General features: G+C 61.4%; 16 protein-coding genes. 1 reads left to right on the top strand and 15 read right to left on the bottom strand.

Annotation, left to right across the window (positions count from 1 at the left end):
* Nucleotides 1-2 precede the first annotated feature (2 nt).
* From sbcB to PHF15_RS02955, 7 genes are all read right to left on the bottom strand, one after another.
* The gene (gene sbcB / locus PHF15_RS02985) at nt 3-1,439 is read right to left on the bottom strand and encodes an exodeoxyribonuclease I (RefSeq protein WP_300118844.1); all 1,437 of its coding nucleotides are present in this window, start codon (nt 1,437-1,439) and stop codon (nt 3-5) included.
* Between the two features lie 16 nt (nt 1,440-1,455).
* Nucleotides 1,456-1,791 carry a hypothetical protein gene (locus PHF15_RS02980; protein ID WP_300118843.1) on the bottom strand — a complete coding sequence of 112 codons (336 nt, stop codon included), beginning with the start codon at nt 1,789-1,791 and terminating at the stop codon, nt 1,456-1,458.
* Between the two features lie 27 nt (nt 1,792-1,818).
* Nucleotides 1,819-2,316: a GNAT family N-acetyltransferase gene (locus tag PHF15_RS02975; protein ID WP_300118842.1), complete on the bottom strand. Its 498-nt coding sequence runs from the start codon at nt 2,314-2,316 to the stop codon at nt 1,819-1,821.
* A 7-nt stretch (nt 2,317-2,323) separates the two neighbouring features.
* A complete protein-coding gene (gene glmM, locus PHF15_RS02970; protein WP_300118841.1) occupies nt 2,324-3,655 on the bottom strand; it encodes a phosphoglucosamine mutase in 1,332 nt (443 codons plus the stop codon).
* Between the two features lie 37 nt (nt 3,656-3,692).
* Complete coding sequence (gene folP, locus PHF15_RS02965) at nt 3,693-4,562, bottom strand: dihydropteroate synthase (protein ID WP_300118840.1); 870 nt, start codon at nt 4,560-4,562, stop codon at nt 3,693-3,695.
* Between the two features lie 65 nt (nt 4,563-4,627).
* A complete protein-coding gene (ftsH, locus tag PHF15_RS02960; RefSeq protein ID WP_300118839.1) occupies nt 4,628-6,547 on the bottom strand; it encodes an ATP-dependent zinc metalloprotease FtsH in 1,920 nt (639 codons plus the stop codon).
* Between the two features lie 118 nt (nt 6,548-6,665).
* Nucleotides 6,666-7,340 (bottom strand): RlmE family RNA methyltransferase, encoded by a 675-nt coding sequence (locus PHF15_RS02955; protein ID WP_300118838.1) that lies wholly within the window; start codon nt 7,338-7,340, stop codon nt 6,666-6,668.
* A 37-nt stretch (nt 7,341-7,377) separates the two neighbouring features.
* On the opposite strand from PHF15_RS02955, the gene PHF15_RS02950 reads away from it, so the two are divergent.
* Nucleotides 7,378-7,851 carry a YhbY family RNA-binding protein gene (locus PHF15_RS02950; protein WP_300118836.1) on the top strand — a complete coding sequence of 158 codons (474 nt, stop codon included), beginning with the start codon at nt 7,378-7,380 and terminating at the stop codon, nt 7,849-7,851.
* A 29-nt stretch (nt 7,852-7,880) separates the two neighbouring features.
* Here the strand turns inward: PHF15_RS02950 and PHF15_RS02945 are convergent, their stop codons facing one another.
* The 8 genes from PHF15_RS02945 to lpxB all read right to left on the bottom strand — a co-directional run bounded on the left by PHF15_RS02945 (nt 7,881) and on the right by lpxB (nt 16,850).
* Nucleotides 7,881-8,300: a DUF4149 domain-containing protein gene (locus PHF15_RS02945; RefSeq protein ID WP_300118834.1), complete on the bottom strand. Its 420-nt coding sequence runs from the start codon at nt 8,298-8,300 to the stop codon at nt 7,881-7,883.
* The gene (gene greA, locus PHF15_RS02940; RefSeq protein ID WP_300118832.1) at nt 8,301-8,777 is read right to left on the bottom strand and encodes a transcription elongation factor GreA; all 477 of its coding nucleotides are present in this window, start codon (nt 8,775-8,777) and stop codon (nt 8,301-8,303) included.
* Between the two features lie 116 nt (nt 8,778-8,893).
* Nucleotides 8,894-12,196, bottom strand: coding sequence for a carbamoyl-phosphate synthase large subunit (gene carB / locus PHF15_RS02935; RefSeq protein WP_300118830.1), 3,303 nt, complete (start codon nt 12,194-12,196; stop codon nt 8,894-8,896).
* Nucleotides 12,197-12,221: 25 nt separating this feature from the next.
* Nucleotides 12,222-12,911, bottom strand: coding sequence for a leucine efflux protein LeuE (gene leuE, locus PHF15_RS02930; protein WP_300118827.1), 690 nt, complete (start codon nt 12,909-12,911; stop codon nt 12,222-12,224).
* Nucleotides 12,908-14,095 (bottom strand): glutamine-hydrolyzing carbamoyl-phosphate synthase small subunit, encoded by a 1,188-nt coding sequence (carA, locus tag PHF15_RS02925; protein WP_300118825.1) that lies wholly within the window; start codon nt 14,093-14,095, stop codon nt 12,908-12,910. Before carA ends, leuE begins: the two co-directional genes overlap by 4 nt.
* 130 nt (nt 14,096-14,225) lie before the next feature.
* Nucleotides 14,226-15,029: an RNA methyltransferase gene (locus PHF15_RS02920; protein WP_300118823.1), complete on the bottom strand. Its 804-nt coding sequence runs from the start codon at nt 15,027-15,029 to the stop codon at nt 14,226-14,228.
* Nucleotides 15,026-15,631, bottom strand: coding sequence for a ribonuclease HII (gene rnhB / locus PHF15_RS02915; RefSeq protein ID WP_300119089.1), 606 nt, complete (start codon nt 15,629-15,631; stop codon nt 15,026-15,028). Before rnhB ends, PHF15_RS02920 begins: the two co-directional genes overlap by 4 nt.
* 73 nt (nt 15,632-15,704) lie before the next feature.
* Nucleotides 15,705-16,850, bottom strand: coding sequence for a lipid-A-disaccharide synthase (gene lpxB / locus PHF15_RS02910; protein ID WP_300118822.1), 1,146 nt, complete (start codon nt 16,848-16,850; stop codon nt 15,705-15,707).
* Nucleotides 16,851-16,852: the final 2 nt, after the last annotated feature.

Genomic DNA, 16,852 nt, shown 5'->3' with positions numbered 1-16,852 from the left:
GATCAGCGCTGCGGTGCGATCTCGGAGGCGTAGTCGTAAAGCGCGCCGAGGATGGCTTCGTCGCGCTCGTTGGCGTTTTCGGCCAGCTTGTCGAGTGCTTCAAACAAGGCGTCCAACGTCAGGGCGCCGCCCTCACCGTCGAACAGGCGCGCCGCGCGGTGGGCTTCCCAGGCTTGGGCTTCTTCGGCGCTGAGGCTTTGCGGGAAATTCCGCGCCCGGTAGCGCCACAGCAATTCTGACAAACGCGCGTCTTCAAACGCGGGACGGGCCGTGGCAAGCTCGTCCGGGCTGCATCGGCGCAAGTCGGTGAGGCGGCGGCGATCCGAATTGCCGACGAAGCCGCCGTACAAGTCTTGATCAACATCGACCGGCACCGCTTGAGGGCGGGCAAACACCTTCGCCCAGATGGCGCTCATGTCGGGCAGATCACGCGCTGCGGCGGCATGTTGCAGTTGCGCCGCCATGTCGACACCCCAGCGATCGGCCATGGCCGGACTCAGCACCTTCAGGTTGCTCATCACCATGGGCGACTTGTTGATGTGCACCGATTTGACGGGCAGGCGGCGCATGCCCTCGGGCAGATCAGCGCTCTTGCTGAACAGACGCAAACGGATCTGCTCGGCATTCAGACTGGCCAGCTCGGCGGGGTCGAAGGCCAGGTCCCAGGCCAGCAATTCATTTTTGTTGCCCGGGTGCATGGTCAGCGGCCACATCAGGGCGAGACAACCGCGCTCGGGGGCAAACATGCCCGAGATGTGCCAAAAAGGCTTGGCATGGGCCGGGGATGTGGGCAAGCCCAGCTCGGCCATGACGCGGTCTTTTTTGTGCAGGCCAAAACAGAAGTCGAACAGCTTGGGTTGCGCCGTCTTGATGAGCCGCGCCAACGCAATGGTGGCCTGCACGTCGCTCAAAGCGTCGTGGGCGGCGGTATGCAGCAGGTCATTAGCTGCACTCAGGTCGGTCAATTTGAAGCTGGGCTTGCCGTCTGGCTTGACAGGCCACTGGAGGCCATCCGGGCGCAGTGCGTAGGCGGTGCGTACCACGTCGAGCAGGTCCCAGCGGCCGCAGTCGTTCTGCCATTCGCGCGCATAGGGGTCGATCAGGTTGCGCCAGAACATGAAGCGCGTGATCTCGTCGTCAAAGCGGATGGTGTTGTAGCCCACGCCCACGGTGCCGGGCTCGCTGAACGCCTGCTCGATCTGCGCGGCAAACTGGTATTCTGGCAGGCCTTTTTCCAGGCACTCCTGCGGGGTGATGCCGGTGATCAGGCAAGCCTCAGGATCGGGCAAGAAGTCATTGGCCGGCTGGCAATACAGCATGATCGGTGCGCGGATGGGGTTGAGCTCGGCGTCGGTGCGGATGGCGGCAAACTGCGCCGCCCGTGTTTGCCGAGTGTTGCTACCGAAGGTTTCGTAGTCGTGCCAGAGAAAAGTGTGCATCAGCGTGTGGACCGGGTCAGTCGCGTTTGGGCTTGTCGCTGTGCGAGACATCATAGCCATCGGCCACGTAGGCCGGGCCTTTCATGAGCCAAACAATCACACAGCCGATCGAGATCGTCAGCACCGCCGTCAAGAGCAGCACGGCCAGGCCGATCATGGCAAAGTCAAAAACCTCGATATGGCGTGCCACCTCGGCGGTGCTGCCTTCGGTATAAAACAGCCGTGCCAGTCCCGACAGCAGCAATGGCAAGAGCGTGCCCAGCAGCAGCACACGCGGCATCATGCGCAGCAAGCGCAACTCGAAACCGTAAGGCGTGCGCTGATAACCGGGGAGTTTTTTGAGCCAGTTCATGGTGCAGCAGGTCGTGTGATCGAGGCACTAAAGCCACTTTTGCATGAACTGAGCCTGTCCCATGGCGGGGTCCAACTGGTAATTCTCGAAACCCAGCCGTCGGTACAGCTTTTGCGCCGGCATATTGCCTTCGAGCACTTCGAGCGTGAGCTTGCAGGCGCCCCGCACGCGCGCAAGTTGCGTCACCAACGCCAGCATCTGCTCGGCCACGCGCTGGCCGCGGTGTGATGCCAGAACCACCACATCGTGCACGTTGACCAGGGGTTGACAGGCAAAAGTGGAAAACCCTTCGACACAGTTGACTAGCCCCACCGGTAAACCGGTTAGGTCAAAGGCCAGCACGCTGAACATAAATGGCCGCGCCGCCAGCGCTTGCGGCAGGTTGGCCTTGGCAAAGTCAGACAATGGCTCGGCGCCGCCCATGGGGTCGCGGGCATAGCCGTCCAGCAAGTCGAGCAGCGCCTGCATGTGCAGCGGTTTGGCGTAGTCGGCCTGGCAAAGCGTCAAAGTGGCATCGGCTGTCATGGGACCCTCAAGCGCTGATGGTGTCGGCAATGCGCTGGGCGCATGCTCTGGCCTGGTCCGCATCGCGCGCCTCGACCATGACCCGCACCAGTGGTTCGGTGCCGCTGGCGCGAATCAGCAGCCGGCCGTCTTGCCCCAGTTCGGCCTCCACCGAAAGCGTTTCGGATTCGAGCCTGGCGCTGGCTCGCCAGTCCTGCCCGGGTTTCAGGCGGATGTTGATCAGGGTCTGCGGAAACAGCATGAGGTCTCCGAGCAATTCTGCCAGCGGTTTGCCGCTGCGCACGCACAGTTGCAGCACCTGCAGGGCAGAAATCAGCCCATCACCGGTGGTGTGTTTGTCCAGCGCCAGCAAATGGCCCGAACCTTCGCCACCGAGCAGCCAATTGTTTTTTTCCAGTTCTTCGAGCACGTAGCGGTCGCCCACCCTGGCGCGCACCAACGGCACACCACGGGCTTGCAGGGCCAGTTCCACCGCCATGTTGGTCATCAGCGTGCCGACGACACCGGGCACTGGTTCACCGCGGCGCAGGCGGTCATCGACCATCAGGTACAGCACTTCATCGCCATTGAACAGGCGGCCATCGGCATCGACCATCTGCAAGCGGTCAGCATCGCCGTCCAACGCCACGCCCAGATGGGCACGGTGCGCCTTGACGGCCGCGATCAGCGCCTCGGGGTGGGTGGCGCCAACGCCCTTGTTGATGTTCAGGCCGTCCGGCGCGCAACCGATGGCGATCACCTCGGCACCCAGTTCGTGAAACACCTTGGGCGCAATCTGATAGGCAGCGCCGTTGGCCGCATCCACCACGATGCGCAAGCCCTTGAGCGTGAGGTTGTTGGCAAAGGTGCTTTTGCAAAACTCGATGTAGCGCCCGGCCGCGTCTTCGAGGCGCCGTGATCGGCCCAAATTGGCTGAATCTGCCCACACCGGAGCCTGGCGCAGTGTCGCCTCGACATCACGCTCCCAGGCATCGGGCAATTTGGTGCCCTGAGCGCTGAAAAACTTGATGCCGTTGTCTTCAAACGGGTTATGGCTGGCGCTGATGACCACGCCCAAGGCAGCGCGCTGGGCCCGCGTCAGGTAGGCCACGCCCGGCGTCGGCAAGGGCCCGAGCAACACCACATCGACACCGGCCGAGTTGAAGCCACTCTCCAGCGCGCTCTCCAGCATATAGCCGGAAATCCGGGTGTCCTTGCCAATCAGCACCGTGGGTTTGGCCTCGGTGCGCTTGAGCACACGCCCGACCGCATGCGCCAGCTTGAGCGCAAAGTCTGCCGTAATGGGCGCTTGCCCGACGGTACCGCGAATGCCGTCGGTGCCAAAATACTGCCTTGTCATTGTTATTCCTTCACCTGAATCTTGAATCAAACAGCGGCTATCTTATCGCCTGCAACACACGCAACGCTTGCACGGTTTCCTTGACATCATGCACCCGCAGCACCGAGGCGCCGCGCTCGGCGGCCAGCACTGCCGCCGTCAGGCTCGGCGCAAGACGCCCTGACGCCGCAAGGGTGGCGTCGGGCGCACTCGAAGAGACCATGCCCGCCAGTGAGGACTTGCGCGACCAGCCTGCCAGCAGCGGGTAACCTGCCTGCAACAGTTCCGCCTGGCGCGCCAGCAAGGAGAAATTTTGCGCCACCGTCTTGCCAAAACCGATGCCCGGGTCCAGCATGATTCTGGACCGGTCAACGCCGAGCGCCTGCAAGCCACGTGCTGCGTCGTCGAGGAAGCTGAACACCTGCGGCACCACATCGCCCTGCATGGGCGCCAGTTGCATGGTTCGTGGTTCGCGGTGCATGTGCATCAGGCAGACACCACAGCCTGGGTGCGCCGCCACCACGTCGGCGCCGCGCTGGGCTTGTGCACCCGCCTCAACGTCGCGCCAGCGCATCGCCCAGATGTCGTTAATGATGTCAGCGCCCAGCGCCAGCGCGGCCTGCATCACTTTCGGCTTGTAGCTGTCCACCGATATCGGCACACCCATGCGGACCGCCTCACGCAGCACTGGCAGAACGCGCGCCAGTTCATCGTCCAGGCTGAGCGGTGGCGCACCGGGCCGGCTTGACTCACCGCCAATATCGAGGATGTCGGCGCCGTCGCGGACCAGTTGCTCGCAGTGTCTGAGCGCAGCCAGGGTGGAACCGTGCTGGCCGCCGTCTGAAAATGAATCAGGCGTGACATTGACAATGCCCATGACTTTGGGGTTCGTCAGGTCAATCTGATAGCGACTGGTTTGCCAATACATCCGGGAGCTGCGTTATGCAAAGAATAAAAAACGGGGCCGCAGCCCCGTTCGATCGTTATCACAGCCTAGGCAGCGTGGGGCGCTGCATCAGGATTGACGGCGGGGGTGCCACCGCTGCCGGCATCCGACGAAGCCGGCGGCACACGTGGCGACCAGTCCTTGGGCGGGCGCGGCGGTTTGCCGGCCATGATGTCGTCGAGCTGGTCGCTGTCGATGGTCTCCCACTCCAGCAGGGCCTTGGCCATGGCGTGCATGTGGTCGCTGTGCTCCTCGATCAGGCGGCGCGCCAGCGCGTACTGCTCGTCGATGATGCGGCGCACTTCGGCATCGACCTTCTGCATGGTTTCTTCACTCATGTTGGTGGTCTTGGTGACCGAACGGCCCAGGAACACTTCGCCCTCGTTTTCAGCGTAAACCATCGGCCCCAGCGCCGCGGTCATGCCGTAGCGCATCACCATGTCGCGGGCGATCTGAGTGGCGCGCTCGAAGTCGTTGCTGGCGCCGGTGGTCATCTGGTTCATGAACACTTCTTCGGCAATACGGCCGCCAAACAGCATGCTGATCTGATTGAGCATGTACTCCTTGTCGTAGCTGTAGCGGTCTTGCGCCGGCAGGCTCATGGTGACGCCCAAGGCACGGCCGCGCGGAATGATGGTGACCTTGTGCACCGGGTCGCATTTGGGCAGCAGCTTGCCGATCAGCGCGTGGCCCGACTCGTGATAGGCGGTGTTGCGGCGCTCGCTCTCGGGCATGACCATGCTCTTACGCTCCGGGCCCATCAAAATCTTGTCCTTGGCTTTCTCGAAGTCCTGCATCTCGACGGTGCGGGCGTTGCGCCGCGCCGCCATCAGCGCCGCTTCATTGCACAAGTTGGCCAGATCGGCACCACTCATACCAGGGGTGCCGCGGGCGATCACACCCGCGTTCACGTCGGGGCTCAAGGGCACCTTGCGCATGTGCACGTTCAGAATCTGCTCACGGCCGCGAATGTCGGGCAGCGTCACATAGACTTGACGGTCGAAGCGCCCCGGGCGCAGCAAAGCAGCATCCAGAATGTCGGGGCGATTGGTGGCAGCCACCACGATCACGCCGACATTGGTCTCGAAGCCGTCCATCTCGACCAGCATCTGGTTGAGGGTTTGCTCGCGCTCGTCATTGCCGCCACCCAGACCGGCGCCGCGTTGACGGCCCACCGCGTCAATTTCATCGATGAAGATAATGCACGGCGCATTTTTCTTGGCGTTGTCGAACATGTCGCGGACCCGCGAGGCACCGACACCGACGAACATTTCAACAAAGTCAGAACCTGAAATGCTGAAAAACGGCACCTTGGCTTCGCCGGCAATACTCTTGGCCAGCAGGGTTTTGCCGGTGCCCGGAGGGCCAACCAGCAGCAAACCGCGCGGAATGCGGCCACCCAACTTCTGGAATTTGGCCGGATCTTTCAGGAAGTCCACCACTTCCTTGACTTCCTCCTTGGCTTCATCGCAGCCGGCCACATCGGCAAAGGTGACCAGGTTGGTGTTTTCATCGAGCAGGCGCGCCTTGCTTTTGCCGAAGCTGAAAGCACCGCCCTTGCCGCCACCCTGCATTTGGCGCATGAAATAGACCCAGACGCCAATCAACAGCAGCATCGGGCCCCAGCTGACCAGCAGCGTCATCAGCAGCGAGCCTTCTTCGCGCGGCTTCACGTCGAACTTGACGTCATTGGCGATCAGGTCGCCCACCAAGCCGCGATCCAGATAAGTGGCAGTGGTGCGCACCTTTCGGTCGTCACTGGTGACCGCAATGATCTCTGTGCCGCTCTGGCCTTCCTGGATGATGGCGCTCTTGATTCGGTTGCCCCTGACTTCTTCCAGAAAATCGGAATATCCCAAGTAGCCGGCACCGGCCGCAGGACGCGTGTCGAATTGCTTGAAGACGGTGAACAACACCATCGCAATGACCATCCAGACCGCAATTTTTGAAAACCATGGATTGTTCAAGCCAAACTCCAGTAGATATGCTTTTGATCAAACACCAACACAATGGCGCTGATTCTAGGCTGTTCAGGGTGCGCCGCGACAAGCCCCAAGAGCAGCAGCCACAGCGAGTGCAAGGAATTCAAGGTTTCTTCAGGATCATGCCGATCAAAAAAGTCTCCGATGACTTGTCGCGCGAGGCTTTGGGCTTGATGCGCTTGACCGTGACAAAGGTGTCGCGAAAGCGCTGGACCAGCGCGTCGTAACTGCCGCCATGAAACACCTTGGCCACCAGCGCGCCGTCGGATTTGAGATGGGTTTGCGCAAACTCCAGCGCCAATTCGATCAAATGCGCGATGCGAGCCGCGTCGGCCGAGCTGATGCCCGACAGGTTGGGCGCCATGTCGGACACCACCACATCGGCCAACTGACCCTGCATCTGCTCGGCCAGTTGGGCCAGTACCTCGTCTTCGCGAAGATCACCCTGAATGAACTGCACGCCCTCGATCGGCTCCATCGGCAACAGGTCGAGCGCGATGATGCGGCCATTGAGCGCACCCGCAGCAGCACCGCCACCGGTGGCCGTTTTGGGTGACAACTTGCGCCGCACGTACTGACTCCAGGCGCCCGGGGCCGAGCCCAGATCGACCACCAATTGCCCCGGCTTGATCAGGTGGAGGGTGTCGTCGATTTCCTGCAGTTTGTAGGCCGCACGCGCCCGGTAGCCGTCCTTTTTGGCCAGCTTGACATAGGTGTCGTTGACGTGATCATTTAACCAGGCCCGGTTGACCTTGCTGCTTTTGACTGCTGATTTCATAAAAATAAAGTACCCTGCTCTCGCCGATAATACGGCCATGTCCCAAATTCAACTGACCCCCGCCCAACGCAAAGTTCACCGGGCCGAAGCCCACCACCTCGACCCCGTGGTCATGGTGGGTGGCGACGGCCTAACCGCTGCCGTCAAAAAAGAAACCGACGCGGCGCTCAATGCCCACGGCCTCATCAAGGTGCGCGTCTTTTCCGATGACCGCGCCGCCCGCGAAGCCATGTTTCATACCCTGGCCGATGAACTGAACGCTGCGCCTATCCAGCATATCGGCAAACTGCTGGTGCTGTGGCGGCCTAAACCTGAGCGCGAAAAAACCGCTGGCGAAGAGCGCATGCCCGGTCCGCGCGACGTCAAGGTGCTCAAGTACAGCACCCGCGGCGGCCAGCGCCCCGAGGTCAAAACCCTGCGCGTGCTCGGCAACCAGCGCCTGACCTCAGGCGGCCAAGTCAAACGCTCCAAGCCCAAGCAGGTCAGCATCAAGAAACGCAACCAAAACTGACAGAGTGAAGTTGCTCTGTCCTCAACCGACTAGGACTTTCGCGTCAACTTCCAGAACGTCACCCCGGCACACAGCCACTGCAGCGCAAACATCGCGCTGCCCACGCTGTGCCAAAGGCGCAAATTCTCCCGGCTGACAATTCTGGGCGCTACCGCAAATTCAGATAGCAACGCCAGAAGCACCCCGAGCAGTATAAAAACGAGCACGGCCTGGGATCGACCGTTTTGGCCTGGCGCCTGGCCTGGCCGGTGAATCAGCAACAGCAGAACACCGCAGCCGATGCTGAGCCAGGATTGCGCTGCGAACAACTTTGCCGCCATGGCGCCCGCCATGGCCAGCGTTGGCAAATTCGCAAACAACATCGGTACCACCAGCGCGCCCAGGGTGGTCAGGCTACCCCACCACAAGGCCGCCAGCCAGGGCGACAAGGCTTGACTGCGAGTCAACATTCAGCGGTAACCGACCGACACCACTTCGTAATGGCGTAAGCCGCCGGGTGCCTGCACTTCAACCGCGTCACCTTCTCCTTTGCCAATCAGGGCGCGCGCAATCGGGCTGTTGATGTTGATCAGGCCAAGCTTAAGGTCGGCCTCGTCTTCACCGACGATCTGATACGTCACCTTTTGTCCGGAGGCATCGTCTTCAAGCTCCACCGTGGCGCCGAACACCACTTGGCCATCGGCATGGAGTTCAGTCGGATCGATGATCTGCGCCGCCGACAACTTGCCCTCGATCTCCTTGATGCGCCCCTCGACAAAACCCTGCTTGTCCTTGGCAGACTCGTATTCGGCGTTTTCGCTCAAATCGCCCTGCGCGCGCGCCTCGGCAATAGCGTTAATGACCGCTGGGCGCTCAAACGCTTTGAGTTGATGCAGTTCCGCCTTGAGTTTGTCTGCACCACGTTTGGTAATAGGAAGGGTCGCCACATCAAGCTCCGGAAAAAAGTAACATCACAAAATGAAACCGCCGAACGTTGCCGTCCGGCGGTATGGTTCGAATTATGCCGCGAATATCGCGACAAGCCACGGATTGACCCGGCTTGTTAAGGCCGTGGCAAAAGTGCGTGCATTTCCTGCACCGAAATCACATCCAACGCATCCATGTAGCGCATGCCTTCCACCGCCGCCTCGGCGCCGGCGATGGTGGTGAATGTAGTCACTTGGGCGAGCAAGGCCGAGGTGCGGATCTGGCGCGAGTCGGCAATCGCATTGCGGCGCTCTTCAACCGTGTTGATGACCAGCACAATCTCGTTGTTCTTCAGCATGTCCACAATGTGGGGGCGCCCTTCGGTGACCTTGTTGACCACACCGCAGGTCACGCCCGCTGCATTGATGGCGGCGGCAGAGCCCTTGGTGGCCACCACGGCAAAATTCATGGCTGCCAGCGCCTTGGCAATCTCGATGGCACGCGGCTTGTCGCTGTTTTTAACGGATAAAAACACCTTGCCGGTAGGTTCGCCGGTGGCGGTGAAAGGCCGCGGCAACTTGCAGCCAGCGCCCATTTGGGATTTGACGAAGGCCTCGCCAAAGGTCTTGCCAACGCCCATCACCTCGCCGGTTGACTTCATCTCGGGGCCCAGAATGGTATCGACACCCGGAAACTTGACAAACGGAAACACCGCTTCCTTGACGCTGAAATAAGGCGGATCGACCTCGCGCGTGATGCCTTGAGAGGCCAGCGTTTGCCCCACCATGCAGCGCGCCGCCACCTTGGCCAGCTGCACGCCGGTGGCTTTGGAGACAAAGGGCACTGTGCGCGAAGCGCGCGGGTTGACTTCGAGCACAAAGATCATGTCCTGCCCATCCGGGTGCTGAATGGCAAATTGCACATTCATCAGCCCCACCACGTTCAAGGCGTGCGCCATGGCGGCGGTCTGGCGCTTGATTTCGGTGACGGTCGCGGCAGACAGGCTGTACGGCGGGAGCGAACAGGCCGAGTCGCCGCTGTGCACACCCGCTTGCTCGATGTGCTCCATGACACCGCCAATATAGGTTTGGCCGTCGGCATCGCGCACGCAGTCCACGTCGCACTCGATGGCATCGTTCAAAAAGCGGTCCAGCAGCACCGGCGAGTCGTGGCTTACCTTGACCGCCTCGCGCATGTAGCGCTCCAGGTCGCGCTGCTCATGCACTATCTCCATGGCGCGGCCGCCCAGCACATAGCTCGGGCGCACCACCAGCGGGTAGCCAAGCTCGGCGGCTTTTTCCAGCGCCTCGGGCTCGGTACGGGCCGTCGCGTTGGGCGGCTGGCGCAATTTGAGCTGGTGCAGCAGCTTCTGAAAACGTTCACGGTCTTCGGCGGCGTCGATCATGTCAGGGCTGGTGCCGATGATCGGTACCCCATTGGCTTCCAGGTCGAGTGCCAGCTTCAAGGGGGTTTGACCACCGTATTGCACGATCACGCCAAAAGGCTTTTCCTTGTCGACAATCTCCAGCACGTCTTCAAGCGTCAGCGGCTCGAAGTAGAGGCGATCCGACGTGTCGTAGTCCGTCGAGACGGTCTCGGGGTTGCAGTTGACCATGATGGTCTCGTAACCATCCTCGCGCATCGCCAGCGCCGCATGCACGCAACAATAATCAAATTCAATGCCCTGGCCGATGCGATTGGGACCACCGCCGAGTACCATGATTTTTTTCTTGTTGGTGGGCGCCGCTTCACACTCTGACCCTTCAGCTTCATAGGTGGAATACAGGTAGGCCGTGTTGGTGGCAAATTCAGCCGCGCAGGTGTCTACCCGCTTGTACACCGGGCGCACGCCCAGGGCATGGCGGCGCGCGCGCACCGCCGTGTCAGTGGTCTTGAACTGTTTGGCCAGGCGCCGGTCGGAAAAGCCTTTCTGTTTCAAGGCGCGCAGCGTGGCGGCATCAATGCTGTCAAGCGCGGTGCCGACAGCCGGCTGCGGCAGGTGTTCGATTTCCAGCTCGATCTTGACGATCTGCTCGATCTGCACCAAAAACCACTTGTCAATTTTGGTCAGGTCGAACACCTCATCGACGCTCCAGCCGGCGGCAAAGGCGTCACCCACGTACCAGATGCGGTCGGGGCCGGGCTCGCCAAGTTCGCGCTCCAAAATCTCGCGGTCCTGGGTTTTTTCGTTCATGCCATCGACACCCACTTCCAGGCCGCGCAGGGCCTTTTGGAACGACTCTTGAAAAGTGCGCCCCATCGCCATGACCTCGCCCACACTCTTCATCTGGGTGGTGAGGCGGCTGTCGGCAGCGGGGAATTTTTCGAAGGCAAAACGCGGGATCTTGGTGACCACATAGTCAATGCTGGGCTCAAAGCTGGCCGGGGTGGCGCCGCCGGTGATCTCATTCTTGAGTTCGTCGAGCGTGTAACCCACCGCCAGCTTGGCCGCCACCTTGGCAATCGGGAAACCCGTCGCCTTGGAGGCCAGCGCGCTGGAGCGGCTTACCCGCGGGTTCATCTCGATCACCACCATGCGCCCGTCAATGGGGTTGATGGAAAACTGCACGTTGGAGCCGCCGGTGTCCACACCAATTTCGCGCAGCACCGCCAAGCTGGCGTTGCGCAAAATCTGGTATTCCTTGTCGGTCAGCGTTTGCGCCGGGGCCACGGTAATCGAGTCACCCGTGTGCACGCCCATCGGGTCCAGATTTTCGATCGAGCAGACGATGATGCAGTTGTCTGCGGTGTCGCGCACCACTTCCATCTCATACTCTTTCCAACCCAGCAACGACTCTTCAATCAGCAACTCGTTGGTGGGCGAAGCCTCCAGGCCACGTTTGCAGATCACCTCGAACTCTTCGGGGTTGTAGGCTATACCGCCGCCGGTGCCGCCCAGTGTGAAACTGGGGCGGATCACGGTCGGGAAACCCACGGTGCGTTGCACGTCCCAAGCTTCAGCCATGCTGTGGGCGATGCCGGAACGCGCAGAGCCCAGACCGATCTTGGTCATGGCATCTTTGAACTTGAGGCGGTCCTCGGCCTTGTCGATGGCCTCGGGCTTGGCACCGATCAGTTCCACCGGCATGCCCGTGGCCGCGCCGGTGTACTTGTCCAGCACGCCGTTGTGCCACAAATCCAGCGCGCAGTTCAGCGCGGTCTGGCCGCCCATGGTCGGCAAAATCGCGTCCGGTCGCTCTTTGGCGATAATTTTCTCGACCGTCTTCCAGGTGATGGGCTCGATGTAGGTCACATCCGCCGTGGCCGGGTCGGTCATGATGGTGGCCGGGTTGCTATTGATCAGGATGACCTTGTAGCCCTCCTCGCGCAGCGCTTTGCAGGCTTGTACCCCGGAGTAATCAAATTCGCAGGCCTGACCAATGATGATCGGGCCGGCGCCAATGATGAGGATGCTTTTGAGGTCGGTACGTTTTGGCATGTTGAAGGACTGCTCTCTTGTTTTATCAATTCAGGTTGGCGGTAGCAAGTTTGGCCCCGAACCACAAAAACAGGCCGCCGACCAGGCTCGACAGCCCGGCCGACAGCTTTTTGCGCTGGGCAAAGCCTTGCGCCAATTTGGCCCCAGTGACGATCAGCACCGACAGATACAGTGCGCTAAAAGTCATCAGGATGGCGCTCAAAATCAGGAACGGCACTTCGGGATGGGCATAGCTGGTATCGATGAACTGCACAAAGAACGACAGCAAAAACAGAATGGCTTTCGGATTGAGCAGGCTGATCACCAGGGCGCGGCGAAACGGCCGCTGTAAATGGGCGGCGTCGGTTGCCGCGCTGGACCCGAGAGGGACCGTTGCACCAGAAACGCTTGCCAGCGCATCGGACTGCGAACGCAAACCGACAAGTGCCGCGCGCAGCAAATTGAAACCCACCCAAGCCAGATAGGCGGCGCCAACATACTTGACCACCATGAACATGGCCGGGTAGGTGCGTAGCACACCGGCCGCGCCCAGCGCGGTACACAGCAGCAAAATGGTGTCCCCGACAAACACGCCGTAAGCGCCTTGAAAACCGGCGCGCACTCCCCGCGCAGTCGCCACCGACAGGACATACAGCGAATTGGGACCGGGCAGCAAAATGATGCCAAAGGCGCCAATCACGTAGGTCCAGATATCGGTTACGCCATAAAAGCTCATCCGCGCGACTCCATGGCCGACACGAAGCGATCGAACAGGTAGCCAATGTCATGCGGACCGGGCGAGGCTTCCGGATGCCCCTGAAAACAGAACGCAGGTTGGTCAGTGCGCGTCAAGCCTTGCAGCGTGCCGTCGAACAGGCTGATGTGGGTGGCGCGCAGGTTGGCAGGCAGGGTTCTTTCATCGACCGCAAAACCGTGGTTCTGGCTGGTGATGCTGACGCGTCCGGTGTTGAGGTCTTTCACTGGGTGGTTGGCGCCATGGTGGCCAAATTTCATCTTGAAGGTCTTGGCACCAGAGGCCAGCGCCATGATCTGGTGCCCCAGGCAAATGCCGAAGGTCGGAATTCCGCTGTCGATCAGTTTGGCAACTGCGGCAATGGCGTAATCGCATGGTTCTGGGTCACCCGGGCCATTGCTCAAAAATATGCCGTCGGGCTGCTGCGCCAAGACATCGGCCGCCGAGGTTTGCGCCGGCACCACGGTGACCCGGCAGCCGCGCTCGGCCAACATGCGCAGGATATTTTTCTTGACCCCGAAGTCGTATGCCACGACATGGAAACGAGGTGCGGTCTGCTCGCCAAAACCGGGCTGATCACCGAGCTCCGGGTTGAACAGCGCCCATTCGGTTTGCGTCCAGCAATAACCGATCTTGGCGCTCACCACTTTGGCTAGATCCAGGCCAGCCATGCTGGGTGCCGCCCTGGCCAGCGCAATGGCACAGTCGATGGCCGCCGGGGTGGCAACTTCGCCGTCTGCCAGCGCCAGAATGCAGCCGTTTTGTGCGCCCTCGGTGCGCAGTTGGCGCGTCAGTTGGCGTGTGTCGATATTGGCGATGGCGACCGTGCCTGTTTCGCGCAGGTAGGCATCGAGCGACTGTGTGGAACGAAAGTTGGAGGCCAGCAGTGGCAGGTCCTTGATGATCAGCCCAGCGGCGTGAACGCGGTCAGATTCCACATCCTGCACATTGACACCATAGTTGCCAATGTGCGGATAAGTGAGAGTGACAATTTGCTGACAATAGCTGGGGTCGGTCAGGATTTCCTGATAGCCGGTCATCGAGGTGTTGAACACCACCTCGCCGACCGTGGAACCCGTGGCCCCGATGGAATTGCCAAGATAGACCGTGCCGTCTGCGAGCGCCAATATGGCCGGTGGGGTATTTCCCTTGAGAGACAAAAGCACTGGGTTCTCCGAAATGGTTACGGGTACGCCCAAACACACAGGAATGGCTTCCTGAAGCGACTGCTGACTGGGATGGGGCTGGGCCGCTGCGGTGAGCGTACGCGGGTGCGAAATTGACCCGAATTATAGCCTAGGGACAACCCTTGGACAGGCCTGCGGTGGCACTGGCATGCAGACAAATGGCAGCGGCGGCGCCGACGTTGAGCGACTCTTCGCCGCCGGGTTGGGCAATGCGCACATGGCCGGTGGCGCGCGCCTCCAGTTCCGCACAAACGCCCTGCCCTTCGTGGCCCAAGGCCCATGCACAGGGCCACGGCAGTTCCTGATTCAAGAGAGCATGGTGTAAATAGCTGCCACGATGCGAACTGGTCACCAGCAGTGGCACGGTGAGCGCCGTGAGCGGGCCGAGTTCAGCGCCCTCGATCAGTTGCAGCCCCCAGTGCGCGCCCATGCCGGCGCGCAAAACCTTTGGCGACCATAGCGCTGCCGTGCCTTTGAGGGCGATGATCTGCTTGAAGCCAAAGGCAGAAGCGCTTCGCAGGATCGAGCCAACATTGCCGGCATCCTGCACCCGGTCCAGAATCACGCTGGCAACCCCCGGCTGGAGCGCTGGTGCCGGCGCCAGGTCGAAGACGAAACCCATGCGGGCTGGCGACTCCAGCGAGCTGATGGCGTCAAACAGGTCATCTGAAATGACGACATTTTTCAAGGCTGAACGGGTATAGGAGGCGGCGGCCAAAGGCCAATAGGACGCCGCAAAGATGCCCAGGACGGGTTGCACACCTCGACCCAGGGCGGCGCGCACCAGGTGGTCGCCCTCGGCCCAGATGCGCTGTTGCTTGCGGTAGTCGGTGGAGCCATGCGCGAGCCGCTTGAGGTCTTTGACAAGGGCGTTATCCCGGGAGTTGATGTGCAGTACCTCGGGCGTCGTCATGGCTTCGCTCCCCTCAAGGTCTCGTTCACTGGCCTGAAGCTGGTGCGGTGCAATGGACAGGCACCGTGCGCTTGCAGGGCCGCCAGATGCAATGCCGTGCCGTAGCCTTTGTGCTGGGCAAAACCATATTGGGGATACTGTAGGTCGAATTCGACGCACCAGCGGTCACGCGTGACCTTGGCCAGAATCGATGCGGCCGAAATCGCTGCCACCAGCGCGTCGCCCTTGACGATGGCTTCGGCGCGCACGGGCAACACCGGCAGGCGGTTGCCATCGACCAGCACCAGCTTCGGGCTCAGGCGCAAGCCTTCCACCGCACGGCGCATCGCCAGTAGGGTGGCCTGCAAAATGTTGAGTGCATCGATCTCCTGCACGCTGGCTTGCGCCACGGCAAAGCACAGCGCCTTGGCACGGATTTCTTCGAACAAAAGCTCGCGCTTGCGGGCCGTGAGTTTTTTGGAGTCGCCCAGACCCTTGATCGGCTGCAGGTCATCCAGAATCACGGCAGCGGCCACCACCGGACCGGCCAGCGGACCACGACCCACCTCGTCCACACCGGCAATCAGGCAGTTCACGCCCCATTGCAGGGCGATCTGTTGCATGCTGGCTGGCGGATGGGCGCGCCGCCCGGCGGGAGGCGCTGCACGCAGCTCAGCCAATTTGCCAGCGCCAGATTTAGTTGGAAAGGAGTTGCGCGATGGCATGGGCAGCAAGTTGTGGTGTGTCGCGTTGCAACTCGACGTGCAGCGCGCCAAAGCGTTGTTCAAGGGCGCGTATTTTCTCAGGCGCATGGGTCTTGGCGTCGAGCCAGCATAAAACTTCCTGTGCCAGCGCGACCGGCGTGGCGGCCTCCTGCAGAAGTTCAGGCACGACAAAATCACGGCACAGGATATTGGGCAATCCGACCCAGGGCTGCAGCCGTTTGCGCCGCATGAGCAACCAGGAGAGTGCGCCCATGCGGTAGGCGATCACCATCGGGCGCTTGAACAGCGCTGCCTCCAAGGTGGCGGTGCCGCTGGCGATCAGGGTGACATCGCAGGCTGCGAGCACTGAGTGAGACTGGCCCATGACCAGTTGCACTTGGTCGTTCATGCCGCTGGCCGCGAGCACCGCAGTGACCTGGGCCTGGCGGTCAGCCACCACGGGCACGATGAATTTGGTTGCCGGCCGGGCTTGCCGGATCAGCTTGGCCGCCTGAAAAAAGTGACCGGCCAAATAGGCAATTTCAGATGCTCGGCTGCCCGGCAGCAGGGCCACCACCGCGTCCTGCCCGGCCAGCCCCAACGTGGCGCGCGCCGCCGCTTGGTCGGGTTGCATCGGAATCACGCTGGCCAGTGGATGGCCGACGTAGCTGGCGGCAACGCCATGGGCTGCGAGCAGGGCCGGCTCGAACGGAAAAATACACAGCACATGGTCGGCACTGCGCCTGATCTTCTCAACCCGCTCGGGCCGCCAGGCCCAGATGGACGGGCAGACGAAATGCACGGTCTTGATGCCCTGGGCCCGCAAAGCGGCTTCAAGGTCCAGATTGAAATCAGGCGCGTCCACACCAATGAAAACATCCGGGCGATGCTGCAGCAGACGTGCCTTGAGCTGATTGCGTATCCCGAGAATCTCGCGGTAACGGCGCAGCACCTCCCAGCTGAACCCGTGCACCGCCAGCTTGTCGTGCGGCCACCAGGCCTCAAACCCACGCTGTGCCATCTGCGGGCCGCCAATGCCAACCGATTGCAATCCGGGCCAGCGCAACTTCAGGCCATCAAGCAGCAAGCCTGCGAGCAGGTCGCCAGACGTTTCACCAGCGACCAGGGCGGCTTGCATGG

This window comes from Rhodoferax sp. (assembly GCF_028689295.1).
GTDB lineage: Bacteria > Pseudomonadota > Gammaproteobacteria > Burkholderiales > Burkholderiaceae_C > Rhodoferax.
This window is presented reverse-complemented; position numbering and strand designations above follow the sequence as displayed.